Genomic DNA, 16,140 nt, shown 5'->3' with positions numbered 1-16,140 from the left:
AGGATCGGTTGGAGCAACACATTACCATGTGTTGGCCCAACACATCATAATGCTTTTTCGAAACACATCATAATCGTTTTCGGAAAACGATGGTAATGCTTTTGGAAAAACGATCCTAATGCCTTTTTGTCACACCTATGCGGCCGCACTGGAATCGTTGGAGAGGGGCGGTTTAGGGCCATTGAGGGCAATTAGTAAATTTTATATACACTAAGATTCCATTAATGGTTCGTTAAGTTTTCTTTTGGTATCTTTGGCTCACCTCAAAACGAACCATCCGTAGAATCGCGCGCGTGGCCAGGCGCCTGATGATTACCATCGGGCTAAGTTAATGGCATGGCGGCGCGGGTCGAAGTTGGCCGCGTATTGGCAACATATCCGAATGTTTTGAGGGATTTTTCGGACATGAATCCTAACTGCATTTTCCTATGAAGATCTACCTGACTTCCAGGTGTCGCAGCGTATTGCTGCCCAGTTTGTGCGTAATCGCTGGTGAATATTCTGCGCAAGCGGCGACGGTCTATTGGACCGGCGACCACAACAAATTTTGGGGTGGCAATGCAACGAACTGGAGTCCCAGCGGAGTGCCGGCGGATACGGATGACGTCTACTTCGATGGCACCGCATCGCTCTTCACGGTCGACTTGGGCAACACCGACCGCACGGCGGCCAGCATCACGATCGACTCCGCGACGGCCTACAGTTTTGAGGATCAGAATCCCGGTCAGTCGTTGATCACCTCCTACATCGATGTCGAGAGCGGGTCGGGGCACAGCTTCAATGTGCCGATTATTTTGGACGCCGATGCGACCGTTCTCATCCGCACGGATTTGACGGTGAGCGGCGTGATCAGCGGCGGCTTTTCCCTGGAGAAGATCAGCTCGGGCACGCTGTTCCTGACTGGAAACAATACCTACTCTGGCGGGACCAGCATCCAAGGCGGCACATTGCAAGTCGGCGCGGGCGGCACAAGCGGCTCCATCCTGGGGGATGTCAGCACGGCGAGTAACGCCACCCTGGTGTTCAATCGCTCGGACGACATTTCATTCGATGGGTTAATCAGCGGCAGTGGTAATCTGACGCAAGCTGGCAGCGGCAGCTTAACGCTCAACGCCGCAAATACTTTTAGCGGAGATACGGCTATCAACGCCGGCTCGATCATACTGGGCAACTCGCTGGCGCTGCAGAATTCCACGGTAAACATCAATGTCGCCAATGGCCTCGATTTAAACAACGCCAGTGCGACGCTGGGCGCCCTGGCGGGCAGTGGCGATCTGTCAATCGCCGATGGCGCCACGCTCACCGTGGGCGGCAACGACGACGACACCGCCTACTCCGGCGTCTTGTCGGGCGCAGGCGGGCTGACCAAGACGGGTTCCGGGCAGCTAAGCCTGAGCGGCGTCAATACCTTCACGGGCGATACACACATCACCGAGGGCAGTATCAACTTGTCCGGCGCCGCTAATTTCTCTTTGCAGAATAGCACCGTTTATCTCGATGTGGATGATGGGTTAACCTACAGTGGGGCTAGCCCTTACCTGGTGTTGGGGACGCTGGCTGGGAGTGGCGATCTTTACTTCCCTGCGTCTTTTGAAGAATTGGATATCGGGGGCAATGACGCCAGCACCACTTATTCTGGCGCGCTCACTGGTGATAAATCTGGATACATCTATAAAAAGGGCTCAGGGGATTGGACGCTCACCGGCGCCGGGCACGATACCGGCGATCTCGAAATCGATGATGATGGCTCTATTATTTTTGACGGCGCCTCTGGTTCATTCAGGACCATCACGGTTACCGACCAGTCCACACTGGAACTCAAGAATGGAGCTTCGATATCAGCAGGACTTACTATCGAAAATGGAACGGTGCTACTGACTGGCTCGGGAGTCGAGTTGCAGTCTGGGGAGATGACCAATTATGGCGGCGCGCTCACCGTTGAAGACAGCGCAGAGCTCAATGGCGCTAGCATGGCTATGTCGAGCGGGGGGTCCATGAAAGTGGACGATGCGACCCTGACGCTTGGCTATCTGACTGGATTCAATGGGAATCAGATTTATCTGGCAGATCCCTCCAGTGGGTCAGCATTGACCGTTGGCCAAGCCGATGACTCCAGTCACGACTATAAGGGCGTGATCAGTGATGTGGACAGCGCTGATCTCGTCAACGGCCTCGGTTCATTGACCAAGGTGGAATCGAATACGCAAATCCTCTCCGGGGCCAATGACTTCAGCGGCGGGGTTAACATCTATGGCGGCACGCTGCAGATTGGCGCTGGCGGAACCACGGGCTCCATCACCAGTGATGTCTACACGGGCGATGCGGACAGCAACGGCACGCTCGCCTTCAATCGCTCAGACGACATCACCTACGGCGGCTTAATCAGCGGTTCCGGCGGCCTGGCTCAAAATGGCAGCGGGAACCTGACGCTCACCGCGGCCAATACCTTTACCGGCGACACCGACCTCAATGCCGGGAAAATTGTTTTGGGCAATGCGCTCGCCCTGCAAAACAGCACGGTCAATTTTAACATCGATAACGGCCTGGACGTGAATGGCCTGGACGCCACATTGGGCGGCCTGTCCGGCAGCGGTAATTGGGCGCTGCCCGATGGCGTTACGACCAGCGTGGGCAACAACGATACGGACACCACCTATGCCGGCATTTTGTCCGGCACGGGCAACTTGGTGAAGACGGGCGCTGGCACGTTGTCGCTTTCCGGCGAGAGCACCTTTACCGGCGATACCATTATTAATGAAGGCGCCATCAAGCTGATTGGTAATGACTCCCTTGGCTCCTACAATTTGCAGAACAGCACGGTGTATCTGAATGTGGATTACGGGCTGGATGTGTCAGCCGTGGATGATGTCTTTGTGGGCAGCCTGGCCGGTAGCGGCAATGTCAATATCGATCAAATAACCTACACGCTGAGTAACGACGATACGGTCACCTTTTCGGGTGCGCTGACGAATGCGAGTTCCAGCAGCGGGGTTTATAAATATGGTTCGGGGGACTGGACGCTGACTGCGGCTGGTCACGATGGCGGCGATCTAGAGGCCTACGATGGTTCGGTGATCCTTGATGGCGCCTCGGGTGAATTCAGGTCGCTCTCAAGCTATGCCACGGGTTCACTCATTGTTCAAAACGGAGCTGACCTCACACTCACGAATTACATGACTAGTAGTAATACGCTGTATATTACCGGTGCGGGAACATCGGTCGACATCGCGACTACTTTAACTTCTTTCGGTGAGCTGAACATCGAAGACGGGGCGAACGTTTCTGCGGCGGATTTAATTGTCAATTCTGGTAACGAATTAATCGTGGACGATGCGCAGCTGTCGGCGGGCTTTCTCACTGGTTTCAATAATTCCAGTATCCGGATCACGGACCCGCTGGGCGCGTCGGCCCTGACGCTGGGCAATGACACCTACGATGGCATCTCGCCGACCGTCATTTCCGATGGCGCTGGTGGCGCTGGCTCAGTCACGAAGGTTGGCAGCAATGTGCAAGTCTTCTCCTCGAACCAGACCTATACGGGCGGCACTTCCATCTACGGCGGCACGCTGCAACTCGGCAATGATTCGACGGCTGGCTGGCTGGTGGGCGATGTCTACACGGGCGACGCCGACAGCAACGGCGTTCTGGCCTTCGCCCGCAGTGACGATGTCACCTTCAGTAATGTGATTTCCGGCTCGGGCGGCATTACCCAAGCGAGCAGCAGCACGCTCACCTTAACGGGCGCCAATACCTTTACCGGCGGGACGACCATTTACTCCGGCGGCGTCATTCAGGTGGGCGACGGCGGAACCTCTGGCTGGATTGGCGGGGATGTAGTCAACGACGGCGAATTGATCTTCAACCGGTCGGACGACATCAGCTACGGCGGCGTGATCAGTGGCGCCGGTGATTTGACCAAAAACGGCGCAGGCGACCTTACGCTGAACGGCGCCAACACCTTCAGCGGCGACACCACCATCGGCAGCGGCAAGATCATCCTGGGCGATGGCCTGGCCCTGCAGAATAGCAACGTCACCGTCGACACGGATGACAGCCTCGACTTCAACGGACTTTCTGCGGTGACCCTCGGTCGTTTGAATGGCAGTGGCGACATCGATATGGGGGCGGCCGCGCTCACGGTCGGCGGAAACGACAGCGAAGACGCCATGTATACTGGCGCGTTGTCGGGAACCGGTAGCCTGACCAAAACTGGCAGCAACGTGTTTATCCTGATTGGGGCTAACACCTTTACCGGCGGCGTCACGATCTCCGATGGCACGCTCGCCGTGGCCAATGTCGGGTCGAGCCTGTCGATTTCCGGCGATGTGTTAAACAATGGCGAGCTCGATTTCACGACGGACCAGGCGCTTACCTTTGACGGGCTTATCAGCGGCACGGGCGCCGTGTCGATTGGCGGTTCCGGGCTCACGCTGACGGCGGCCAATACCTACTCCGGCGTGACGTATGTGAACAGCCCGCTGACCCTGGGCAATGCCCTGGCCTTGCAAAACAGCACGGTCGATATCTGGCAGGACGATCTGCTCAATGTGAACGGCTACAACGCGACTCTGGGTGGCATCAAAGCCTCGGGCAGTCTCGACTTTGGCGCGACCTCGCTGACCGTTGGCGGCAATGGCGACTCGACAACCTACGGCGGCGTCTTGTCCGGCAGCGGCGGCCTGACCAAGGAGGGCGACGGCACGATCATCTTTAATAATGACAACGACTTCACCGGCGGCTTAACCATCAATAGCGGCGCGATTCAGCTCGGCGAAGGCGGGACGAAAGGTTGGATGAGCAACGATGTCGTGAACGATGGCACGCTGATCTTTAAGCGCTCGGACGACGTGACCTTCAGCAACCTGATCAGCGGCTCAGGCGGGGTCACGCAGGACGGCACGGGCAGCCTGACGCTGACCGAGGTCAACACTTTTAGCGGCGATACCGCTATCAACGCCGGCTCTATTATCCTCGGCAATGCGCTGGCTTTGCAAAACAGCACGGTCTACATCAACGTCGATAACGGCCTCAACCTCAACAGCCACGACGCCACACTCGGCGGCTTGGGCGGCTCGGGTAATTTGGATGTCGATACGACTTCGCTAACCTTTGGTTCCAACGACGACTCAACGACCTATAGCGGCATCCTTTCCGGCACGGGAACGTTGACGAAATATGGCGAAGGTTCGACTGCGTTGACCGGCGATAATACCTTCTCCGGCACGCTGAATATCGATGAAGGCGAAGTCATTGCGGGAACCGCGAATGCGCTTACTTACGCGACGGTCGCGGTCAACGTCGATAGCGGCCTAAACGTGGATGGCGTGGGAAGCGTCATGAGTCTGGGCGCTCTCTCGGGCAGTGGCGACATCACCTTCAGCAATGTAGATATCCTCGTCGGCTACAACGATACGAACTCCACATACACGGGCGCGATCACTGGCGGAATTGGTCTTTATAAATACGGTTCGGGCGTGTTGTACCTCACGGGACAAGACTATGACGCCCATGATGTAGTCATTGAAGACGATGGCGTTATTGTGTTCGATGGCGTGACGGGCGACTTCAATGAGATTGTCGTGGATAATGCGAATGCCGGCTTCTCCGCGATTAATGGCGCCGATATCACCGCCACGGGCATCATCAACTCGGGCACATTAACGCTCGATAACACGCAGGTGACCATGGGCGACAGTGGTGAATTTATTGCGCTCGGCGATGTCACTTCGCTCCTGAATGGTTCGTCTGTTTCAACGGGTTATACCTACGTCGACACGGAGCAAAATCTTACGCTGATGTCGTCCTCGCTTGCAACCAACCGGTTGGACGGCGATTCCACCAGCAGCATTCTTATCTCCGATCCCACCAGCGGCGGCTCGGCTTTGACCGTGGGCGCCAACGACGAAAGTTCGTCTTACGCGGGCTCGATTCAAGATTCTGACGCCGGCGGCAGCTTGACCAAAGTTGGCGCGGGCACGCTGACCCTGAGCGGAGCCAATACCTACACGGGCGGCACGACCATCAGCGGCGGTTCGCTGCAAATCGGCAATGGCGGCACAACGGGCTCCATTGCGGGGGACGTCTTGAATAACGGCACGCTCATCTTCGACCGCGCAGACGCAATCACGTTTGCCGGTCTCGCCAGCGGCTCGGGCGGGTTGACGCAAAACGGCGCCAGCAGCCTCACGCTCACCGCCGCCAACACGTTCTCCGGTGAGACGAACATCAATGCCGGATCCATCATCCTCGGCAATGCGCTGGCTTTACAAAACAGCACGGTGTCGATCAATGTCGATAACGGGCTCGACGTAAATGGCTACAACGCATCGCTCGGCAGCTTGGTGGGCAGCGGCGCTCTCGACTTCGGCGCGAACGCTTTGTCGGTCGGCAGCAATGGTGAGTCGACTGCCTACTCGGGCGTATTGTCCGGCTCGGGCAGCTTTAATAAATATGGCGCGGGCACGCTCACGATGAGCGGAGCCAGCGACTACACCGGCGGCACAAATATCTACGCGGGCGCCATCTCGGTCGACTCGGTTGCCGATCTTGGTGATGCATCCAGTGGCTTGCTGCTCGATGGCGGCTCACTGAATATCACGGGGTCGGATCGCTCCATTGCGCGCGATGTGACCATCGGCGCCAGCGGTGGGACGATCCACGCGAGCGGTTTGGTCACGCTCAACGGCGACTTGGCGCTCAATGGAAATACGGTGACGATGGCGAACGGACTTTACCTCGGCACGGAGTCTTCGCTTGAAACTTACGGCACGATTGCCGGGCGCATCAGCGGCTCAGCGGAAAGTGCGATCGCAGCCTCAGGCGGCGATTTGACCTTGGGCGACAGCAGCAGCTTCACCGGTTTCAATCACGCGGGAACGCTCGATGCCGGGGCCAACAGCGTGACCCTCAACTCACGTGGCTTTGCCAACCTCGGCGTTTACACTTCGGTTTCCGGCGGCTCAATCAATGCGGCTAACGGCGTTGCGCTGGGGGTAGGAGACAACCTCGAAGGCAGCGGCTCGGTCAACGCCAAAGTGGCCGCCGCCAGTGGTTCGACGATTTACGCCACGGGCGATTTAACCTTGGGCGACGCCAGCTCGACTTCCGGCTTCTCCAGCAGCGGCGAGCTGTATGTTGGCTCGAATGCAGTGACCATCAACGATGCCAACCAGGCCGGCCTCGGCACCTATACCGAGATGGGCGGCGGCATTTTTACCGCGGTCAACGGCCTCGTGGTGGACTTCGAAGACAGCGTGATTGGCTCCGGCGATATCGTGGTCGGCGACACCTCGGCGACGTCGTTCATTAACAACGGCTACGTCGAAGGCACGGGCGATGGCCTGTTCTTCGATGGCTACGTGAAGGGCGTGGGAACCTTCGCGGGCACGGTCGGTTTCTCCGGCACGCTGGCCCCGGGCCTCAGCCCCGGCGGCATGTATTTCGACAACCTGACCTTGACCAATACTTCCACGCTGGCGATGGAGCTCGGCGGCTGGACGCGCGGCACGGAATACGACTTTATCGACGTAACGAACGCCCTGACGCTTGACGGCGACTTGGTCGTTACGCTCTATGGCGGCTTCACGCCCGAGGAGACCGGCACGTTTAACATCCTCGATTGGGGCACGATCAGCGGAACCTTCGCGAGCATCGCCTTGCCCGACCTGCCGACTGGCTACTATTGGAGCGTCGACGATCTTTACACGACAGGCGACCTATCCATCGTCGTGCCCGAGCCACAAACGTATGCGATGCTCATCGGCGCGGGCGCTTTGCTGGCAGTCTTCGTCAAGCGCCGTCGCCGTTCCGGTTTGGCGAAATAACGCGACCGGCCCGCTCTGGGCTCGATGCTGAAAACGCTTGCCCGCGGTTGACTTCTCGCGTGTGCTGTCTGCCTTTTCGTCATGGCTTACGACTTCACCCGCATCCTCGACCGCTCCAACACCGGCTCCCTCAAATGGGACAAATACGCCGGCAGCGATGTGCTGCCCCTGTGGGTGGCCGACATGGATTTCGTTTCCGCGCCCGAGGTCCTCAGTGCGCTGACCGAGCGCGTGAACCACGGCGTGATGGGCTACACCAAGCCAAACGCCGAAGTCGTCGACGCCGTGCTGGCCTACCTGTACCGCGTGCATGGCTACGAGACCAAAGCCGAGTGGCTGCATTGGCTGCCCGGCGTGGTGCCTGCGCTCAACGTGGCGGCCCGCGCCTTTGGCGAACCCGGCGACGCAATCATCACCTGCACGCCGGTTTACCCGCCGTTTCTCTCGTGCGGCCCCTGGCAGGGCAAGGAATGCATCACCAGCCACCTGAAGCTGGCCGACGGCGAGTGGACGTTTGACTTCGACGACCTCGAAGCGAAGGTGACCCCAAAAACGCGCACCTTCATCTTGTGCAATCCGCACAACCCGGTCGGCCGCGTTTACCGCGACGAAGAGCTGCTGGCATTGGTTGAGTTCTGTAAGAAGCACGACCTCGTCCTGATCTCCGACGAGATTCACTGCGACCTGATTTTCGCCGGCCACAAGCACCGCATGACGGCCACACTCAGCGATGAGATCGACGATATGACCGTCACCCTCAACGCGCCGAGCAAGACGTATAACATTCCCGGACTCGCCTGTTCGTTTGCGGTGATTAAGAATCCGCAGCTGCGGGCAAGGTTCCAGCTCGCCGCACGTGGGTTCATCACCGAGGTGAATCCGTTCGGCTACGTCGGTTGCGCCGCTGCCTACAATCATGGCGAGCCTTGGCGCCAGGCGCTCATTGAACACCTGACCGCCAACCGCGATTACCTCTATAACTTTGTATCGCAAAGTTTGCCGGGCATTGAGTTCCAGCAAAAAATGGAGGCCACCTATCTCGCATGGATGAACGTGGAAGGCCTCAAGGCCAAAGGCGTGGAAAACCCGCATGCGTTCTTCGTGGAAAACGGCGTGGGCCTCTCGCCGGGCTCGGACTTCGCTGACGGCAATTATCTGCGCCTGAACTTCGGCTGCCCACGCTCAATCCTCGAGCAAGCGCTCGAACGCATGGCCAAGGCCGTGGCAAAGCTGTAAGTTATTTTTAGCCGCGGATAGACGCAGATTGAACGCGGATGCATTGAGGCAGTGTGAATTTCTCACAGAACCACGGAGACTTAGAGCTGGACTTCTTTAGCAATATGAGAATGCATGCACTTTTAGGATAAATTGTTTCGCAGGAGTCCGTGTTCAATCCGCGTCTATCCGCGGCTAAATTATTACGCATTGACATACAGTTGTCGCGGGGCATGCTCCGCTGCGCAATGTTTGCACCGAAACACGTCAACCTTTGGACCGTCGCCGTTCGTATTTGGAACGCGGAGGCTTCTGTGGTGCGTGTGTAGTTAACACCAGCAGGGGCCTTAACCGGATGGCCCCTGGATTTTTGCAAACTTCGTTTCTCAGGGTAACCATTTGGTCAGGCGCTCCACCGTCGACCCATGATCGCCAGAATAATCCGTTTACCCGCAGTGAATCTCAGCGCAACCGCGCAGGGTGTCTTGATGATGCTCGCTTCGGTCGTGCTCTTCAGCCTGAACTGCCTCATTGTGAAATACCTGGGGCAGCGCGGGGAGGTCTCGTTCTGGGCGGTTAACTTTTACCGTGGGGTGGCCGGGACGGCGTTTGCAGTCTTCCTCGCCGGCGCGGGTGCGCGGCAGGTGCTGCGGGTTTTCTACAAGCCGCTATTGATCCTGCGTGGCATCCTTGGTGGCGTGGCCTTGGCCATGTTTTACGTGACTGTGTTCCATATGGACCTCGGGACCGCGAGTGTGCTCAATTTGACCTACGTCTTGTGGGGCACACTGTTTGCAGCGCTGTTTTTGGGCGAACACCTGAACCGCAAGCAAATGCTCGGCCTCGTGCTGGCCTTTAGCGGCATCCCGATTCTTTGTGGATTTTCGTTGGCGGGCATCGGCGTTTATCACCTGATCGCAATCGGCGGAGCCATCGCCGCGGGTGGTATCGTGATGCTGATTCGCTTTTTGGTGCGCACCGAAAACAGCACCACGATCTACGCCGCGCAGGCGATTTACGGCATGCTGGTCGCCGTGCCGTTTCTGGGCTTTGCCGATTATGCAGCGGGGTGGGGGAACGTCGCACTCATGCTCGGTGGCGGGGTGCTGGTGGCGGGCGGTCAGATGATCATGACGCTCGGCTACTCGCGCTTGTCAGTGGCCAAGGGCGCGTCGGTTCAGCTCATCCTGCCCATTCTTAACGCCGTTGGCGGCATGGTTTTCTTTCACGAAACCTATGGACTGCCGATCATCCTGGGCAGCGCGCTGATCCTGCTCGGCAGTGGCGTGGTTGTCCGTCAAAAGGGAAAGTAATGCAATGATACCATTGGGCTACGCCGTTGGCTGGCCTGCGACTTCGAGCGTCGTTTCCAGCCTTTGCCAACGTTCCGGGGCCAAGTGGCAATCGGTGAAACGAAACCACTGGCTGGGGCAGATTACGATGCTGTCTGCCTGCTCGGCCAGCCACGCCGCCCACCAACTGTAGCTGCTGTTGGACAGAATAAAATGCCGACAGCGCTGCATGATGGCGTGCTCGACGTATTCCTCTAAATTGAGTTGGGAGACGGGAATGATCTCGTATGAGCTATCCAGATTTTCGATGGCCCAGCCGATGTCATCGGAGAAGAGCAGGCAGCGCACCCGCGACTGGCTTTGCTGGGCAAGTCGCTCCAGCGCGTAGCGATAATAACTCACCGGGCAGTTCCCGTGCTTGGCGGCGACTTCCGGCTTTTTAATCAAATCACCCCGGCGCACGTGCAGGCAGGTCCACGCCTCATCCATGGAGATGTTTAGTGTTTCAATGGCTGCATAGACGGCTGCCTGGCCGCTTGGTTTGAGCGCGAGGGAGGCTTTGATTTCGTCGGCGTATTCCTTGAAGTAGCGTTCGTCCTGCCAGTAGCCGTCGAGGTAAATATGCTTGGGCAAATCATGGAAGCTGGCGTCGTAAGACGGGTCGTCTCCCGCCGAATGCGTGGCGAGTTGGCCATGGATCGCATCGAGCAGCAAGCCGGGTATTTTATCGCGCAAGCCCAGCCGCTGGTGCAGGCCAATACGCCGGAGCTGCACGGGCTCAAGCGCGTCAAATGGCAGGCGATACTTGTCCATCAGCATGCGCCGCTCACCGAGAGAAAAAATGGCCGAACAATCAAACTTCAGCGCGACCCGGTGCCTTTTTGCCAATGCATAACCCGCCGCATATTGAAACAGCTGATTGCCCAATCCACCGTTGAGTTTTACAATTACCAAAGCCCGCCAATCATCCGCTCTGCGGTGCAGATTGGTCAATTCATTTTCCACGAACCCGCGTGTCTCACTTCGGTTGATTCGGATAGCGCAAACCCCGTTTGTGCGGCCACCATCCCGCCATTGACGACATGACCAACGTTCGCTCAAATGGCGATCACTTCGAGAAATAATATTATGAAAACCACACCCATTTCCGCATACGAAACGACGAAGGGCATGATCTACTTCCCGCGCATGCTGGACAAGATCCGCAAGCATGCGCGCGGCGAGCTGCGCGAAGACTTTATCGAAAATCTCGGTAAGGGCTTCGATGAACGCTGCGCGGCCTTCCTGCGCGTGCCTTACGACGCGCTCGTCACCAAGACGCTTGAAGGAGGCTCCGATGAGGAAGTGCTCGACTGGTGCTTTGCCACGGGCCGCGAGCTCAGCGAACTCGACATCGCCATCTGGAACGACTACCTGCGTAAGCGCGGTCAAAACGACCCGGCCGCAGAAATCGTCGCCCGCCGCAAAGCTGAGAGCGGCCTCGCCGACCGCGACGAGATTCAAACCATGGTGGAATACTTCGAGTACGACGAGGGACGGAAGTCGTAGCGTACAGGCACGCCATACGCCATTCGAAGCAACTGAAGCAATGGAGCCAACCGAACCAACTGAGCAAAAATAGAGTTTCCTATACGGTTGTTTTGCAAAAGCCTACTCGGGTTTTTCCCAAAAGCCACCACTGTTGTTTGTTCAACAACAGTAGTGTTGTTGAGGCAACACAGCCTCGGTTGTCGTACAAACACAAGTGCGGTTGTTTTTGAGTCTCTGCCTAAGCGTTTTCTACGAAGCGGCGACGACAGAGCGTCGCCCTCCAAGGCAATGCGACGCAACAAATGGAGGGCGACGCTCTGTCGTCGCCGTATGAACTTGATATGCACTACATAATATCCACCATCAGGTTTTCATGCCGGACACTACCGTAATTCTGATACTCGCGGCACCGGCGCTTTTGGCTATCTTCGCTGGGAGCTTTTTGTTGAGGCGAGCCTGGTTGCTGCCTGCACGCTTGCCCGAAGAGTTTGCGCTCGCGGTGGCGTGGGTCTTTGTCGTTGGTAGCTTGTTCTGGCTGGGCGTATTTTTGAGTGGCTCGACATTCCTCGGGTTTGGCGCTCCCTGGACTTGGTTGACGGCGGCTCACTTTGCCTTTGCGGGCTTCGGCGCCTTAACCGTGACTGCGCTATCGTGTCGGGTGGTGTCGAGCCAGCGGGCTTTGAGCATCCTGCGCATCCTCGTGGTGGTGCATCCCATTATCTACTTGGTGACCGCCGCTGGCATCACGGGCATTCCTTACTGCGATGAAGTGGGCGCAGCGGTCTACGAAGTCCTATTCGTCACACAGTTGGCAGCTGTCGTCTGCGGTCGGCCGACTCGCATGGCGCGTGGTCCCCGGATGCTGCTCATGGTGGCCTTGGCCGTGCCCGTGGTGACGCTGATTCCCGCTCTGGCGTGGGCGTTCGGTCGTCCGCTGTTCGACATCGCAGGCATGGTGCGGTATCATGGCACCGTCAATGCCGTTGGTCACGTTGGCTTGGGGCTGGTTGCATTTGCCTGGGGGCGTCCGCGTCCTCAATTGACTAAGACATAAATGGACCAATGAGTATCTTCAGCTTCCATCTTGTAGCAACGACACCAACGACGACGTTAGCAGCTTTTTGTCGACCGCCCGCGCGAAATTATATCGCAGGTTTGCGTCACTGTGAATGCCTGTCGGCCATGACGCTCGGTGCGCCGATTGCCTCGCCTGCTAGAATGCAACTACGGAACCTGGCCTTTTTCGCTTACTGGGATGATGAGCGTGCGCTGGACGCCTTTATGGCAGACTCGAAACTGGGGCGCGTCTTGGCGGATGGTTGGCATGTGCGACTGGAGTTTCTTCGGCGTTGGGGAAGCTTTGCAGATATCAATGATCTGCCTGCGAACTTGGAGGAAACCGACCCGGCTTTGCCGGTGGTCGCAGTGACGCTTGCCCGATTACAGTTGCCGCAGCTCGCGCGGTTTATTCGCTGGGGAAAACCAGTGGAAGAGCAAGTGCGCGATCACCCAGGCACGACGCTGGCTTTAGCCGCGATTCGTCCGCCGCGCACCTTTAGCACGTTTTCGGTGTGGCGCTCACAGCAGGAGATGACGGATATGGTGCACGGTAAGCGGGCTCAAGCCGGGGCTGATCGCCACGTCAACGCCATGGCTGAGCGCGATCGAAAAGACTTTCACCACCAGTTTATCACGCTGCGCTTTAGGGCGATTTCCGAGCACGGCGAGTGGCAGGGACGGAGCGGAATTGTTCCGCAGGATGGCAATTGAGTTGGATCGTCTACTTGCCTCTTCGTGGGTAGGGGCGGTTGCCCTCAACCGTCCGGTTTCAGTTACATGGCCCAGCTAACGCGGCGGACGGTTGAGGCAACCATTCCCGCTCCACCCAATATTCTTGCCGCTGCGCGAGCAACCGGCTACGACAAACGGTTTTTCCATGAACTCCGACGTCTCCATCGAATCCCTGGCGCTGCCACATGTGGCCGCGATGCACGCGTATGTGCCGGGTATGCAGCCGACCGAATCCGGCTGGGTAAAACTCAATACGAACGAGAATCCCTTTCCGCCGAGTCCGAAAGTCATTGAAGGCATCCAAGCGGAGCTGGCCAGTGCGGCCAAGGGCCTCCGGCTTTACCCGAATCCGACCAGCGCGCCGCTGCGCAAGGCGCTTGCCGCGCATCATGGCCTGGCGCCCGAGCAGGTGCTCGCCGGGAATGGCTGCGATGACGTGCTCAATATGCTGATGCGCGTGTTTGTGGATAAGTCGAAGCCGGCTGGGATGACCGTGCCCAGCTATTCTTTATACACGGTGCTGCGCAACATCCAGGGTGCCGAGATGATCGAGGTCGAGTTCGACCGCAGCTTCGCGCTGCCGATGGACGCCATTGCCAACTCCGGCGCGAACATCTTCTTCCTCACGTCGCCGAATGCGCCTACGGGCGTCGCGTTCAAGCCGGCGCAGGTGAAGGAGCTGTTGGGCAAGTTCCCCGGCATGCTGGTGGTCGACGAAACCTACGCGCCGTTTGCGGAGGAGGACTGCGTGTCCCTGCTTGCCGACAACCCGCGCCTGGTGATCGTGCGCAGCTTTTCCAAGGCTTACGCGCTTGCCGGCATGCGAGTGGGCTATGCGATGGCGTGCCCTGAGGTCATTGACCTGCTCGACCGCGTGCGCGACAGCTACAACCTCGACCGCTTGGCGCAGGCTGCGGCGGTGGCGGCGATTGGCGACCAGGCGTATTATCAAGGGAAGATTGCCGAGATCAAGCAGCTCCGCGACGCAGCGACTGCCGACTACGCGCAGCGCGGCTGGTATGCTTTTCCGACCGAGGCGAACTTCCACTTTGTGGAGCCGAAGAATGCGGCGGGCGAGACGGGCAAGGCTGTTGCGCAGGACCTTTTCCAGTTCCTCACGGACAACAAAATCCTCGTGCGTGCGTTCCCGAACCACGCCTTGACTCAATCATTCCTTCGCATCAGCGTGGGCAGCGCTGAAGAAATGAACCGTCTCGGCGAAATTTTGGACCAATGGCAGAAGAAGTAACCAACTCCGCGCGCACGGCGACCATCAAGCGCGACACGAAGGAAACGCAGATCGAGCTCACCATCAACTTGGATGGCGTGGGCGAGTCGTCCATTGACACGGGCGTGCCGTTCTTCGACCACATGCTCGACCTCTTTGCGCGCCACGGCTTGTTCGACCTGGAGGTCAAGGCCACGGGCGACATCGAGATCGACTACCACCACACGGTGGAAGACGTGGGCATCGTGCTCGGCGAAGCGGTCAAGCAGGCCGTCGGCGACAAGCGCGGCATGAAGCGCTACGGGTTCTTCATCCTGCCGATGGACGAGTGCCTCGCGCAGGTGGCGATCGACCTGTCCAACCGCCCGATCTTCCGCTACAAAGTGGAGTCGAGCAATGTGATGATCCGTGATTTCAATATCGCGCTGGTCAAGGAGTTCTTCCAGGCGTTCACCAACGCCGTGGGTGCCAACCTGCACATGAAGCTCGAATATGGTGAGGAGCCGCACCACATCGCCGAGTCGCTCTTTAAATGCTTTGGCCGCGCGCTGGACGCCGCGACGCAGCTCGATCCGCGCCTGGGCGACCGTTTGCCCAGCACGAAGGAAGCCTTGTAATGTCGGCGCCGAAACTCGCGATTATCGATCCCGGCATGGGCAACCTGCGCAGCGTCATGCGCGCGTGGGAGCACGTGGGCGCGGACGTCTATTTAGCCGACTCTCCGGATAAGGTCGGGGAGCCGGCGGGCCTTGTTTTCCCGGGGCAGGGGGGCATGCCTCACTGTATGGATGCGCTGCGCCAAACCGGCTTTGCGGCAACTATTAGCGAATGGATTAAGGCGGATAAGCCCTACTTTGGTATCTGTCTGGGCATGCAGGCGCTCTTCGAATACAGCGAAGAAGGCGACTCTGAGGCGCTGGGCATTTTTTTCGGAAAGGTAAAAAAGTTCCGGTTGCCGCCGGAGTATAAAATTCCGCATATGGGCTGGAACGCCGTTGAATTCAAGGATCCGGCGGATCAGTCCGTTGCAGGGCTCGAAAGCGGTGATCAATTTTATTTCGTGCACAGCTATCGCGTGGAAACCGACGACGCGGATCTGATCTGGGGCGAGACGGAGTATGGCGAGCGTTTCGTGAGCGCAGTGCGGCGCGGAAATTGCTTTGCTACCCAGTTCCACCCGGAGAAAAGCCAATCCAAAGGCTTGCAAATCTACCGCAACTTCGTGGAAGCTATTCGTTCCCGTTAGCACAGCTTATTTCAT

Annotated in this window: 10 protein-coding genes; 9 read left to right on the top strand and 1 reads right to left on the bottom strand. The window is 58.1% G+C overall.

All coding sequences use genetic code 11. The features are described from left to right. Positions 1-428: 428 nt before the first annotated feature. The 3 genes from O3S85_RS20595 (at position 429) to O3S85_RS20585 (ending at position 10,351) form a co-directional block, all read left to right on the top strand. A complete protein-coding gene (locus tag O3S85_RS20595) occupies positions 429-7,823 on the top strand; it encodes an autotransporter-associated beta strand repeat-containing protein (RefSeq protein WP_269543077.1) in 7,395 nt (2,464 codons plus the stop codon). A gap of 81 nt (positions 7,824-7,904) precedes the next feature. After that, a complete protein-coding gene (locus O3S85_RS20590) occupies positions 7,905-9,059 on the top strand; it encodes a MalY/PatB family protein (protein WP_269543076.1) in 1,155 nt (384 codons plus the stop codon). 404 nt (positions 9,060-9,463) lie between these two features. After that, positions 9,464-10,351 (top strand): DMT family transporter, encoded by an 888-nt coding sequence (locus tag O3S85_RS20585; RefSeq protein ID WP_269543075.1) that lies wholly within the window; start codon positions 9,464-9,466, stop codon positions 10,349-10,351. A gap of 18 nt (positions 10,352-10,369) precedes the next feature. Here the strand turns inward: O3S85_RS20585 and O3S85_RS20580 are convergent, their stop codons facing one another. Next, the gene (locus O3S85_RS20580; protein ID WP_269543073.1) at positions 10,370-11,542 is read right to left on the bottom strand and encodes an alpha-1,2-fucosyltransferase; all 1,173 of its coding nucleotides are present in this window, start codon (positions 11,540-11,542) and stop codon (positions 10,370-10,372) included. Between O3S85_RS20580 and O3S85_RS20575 the strand changes: the two genes are divergently transcribed. From O3S85_RS20575 to hisH, 6 genes are all read left to right on the top strand, one after another. Then, positions 11,459-11,878, top strand: a complete 420-nt coding sequence (locus O3S85_RS20575) for a DUF5069 domain-containing protein (RefSeq protein ID WP_269543071.1) — start codon at positions 11,459-11,461, stop codon at positions 11,876-11,878. The genes O3S85_RS20580 and O3S85_RS20575 overlap by 84 nt on opposite strands. 355 nt (positions 11,879-12,233) lie before the next feature. Then, positions 12,234-12,914 carry a YndJ family transporter gene (locus O3S85_RS20570; RefSeq protein WP_269543070.1) on the top strand — a complete coding sequence of 227 codons (681 nt, stop codon included), beginning with the start codon at positions 12,234-12,236 and terminating at the stop codon, positions 12,912-12,914. A 164-nt stretch (positions 12,915-13,078) separates the two neighbouring features. Further along, the gene (locus tag O3S85_RS20565) at positions 13,079-13,630 is read left to right on the top strand and encodes a hypothetical protein (RefSeq protein WP_269543068.1); all 552 of its coding nucleotides are present in this window, start codon (positions 13,079-13,081) and stop codon (positions 13,628-13,630) included. A gap of 166 nt (positions 13,631-13,796) precedes the next feature. Further along, positions 13,797-14,900: a histidinol-phosphate transaminase gene (gene hisC / locus O3S85_RS20560; protein WP_269543067.1), complete on the top strand. Its 1,104-nt coding sequence runs from the start codon at positions 13,797-13,799 to the stop codon at positions 14,898-14,900. Next, positions 14,885-15,496, top strand: a complete 612-nt coding sequence (gene hisB, locus O3S85_RS20555; RefSeq protein ID WP_269543066.1) for an imidazoleglycerol-phosphate dehydratase HisB — start codon at positions 14,885-14,887, stop codon at positions 15,494-15,496. Before hisC ends, hisB begins: the two co-directional genes overlap by 16 nt. Then, on the top strand, positions 15,496-16,125 hold the full coding sequence (gene hisH, locus O3S85_RS20550; RefSeq protein ID WP_269543065.1) for an imidazole glycerol phosphate synthase subunit HisH: 630 nt from the start codon (positions 15,496-15,498) through the stop codon (positions 16,123-16,125). The genes hisB and hisH overlap by 1 nt, the downstream gene beginning before the upstream one ends. The last annotated feature ends 15 nt before the right edge of the window (positions 16,126-16,140 follow it).

It is taken from the genome of Cerasicoccus sp. TK19100 (genome assembly GCF_027257155.1).
GTDB classification, from domain to species: Bacteria; Verrucomicrobiota; Verrucomicrobiia; order Opitutales; family Cerasicoccaceae; genus Cerasicoccus; species Cerasicoccus fimbriatus.
This window is presented reverse-complemented; position numbering and strand designations above follow the sequence as displayed.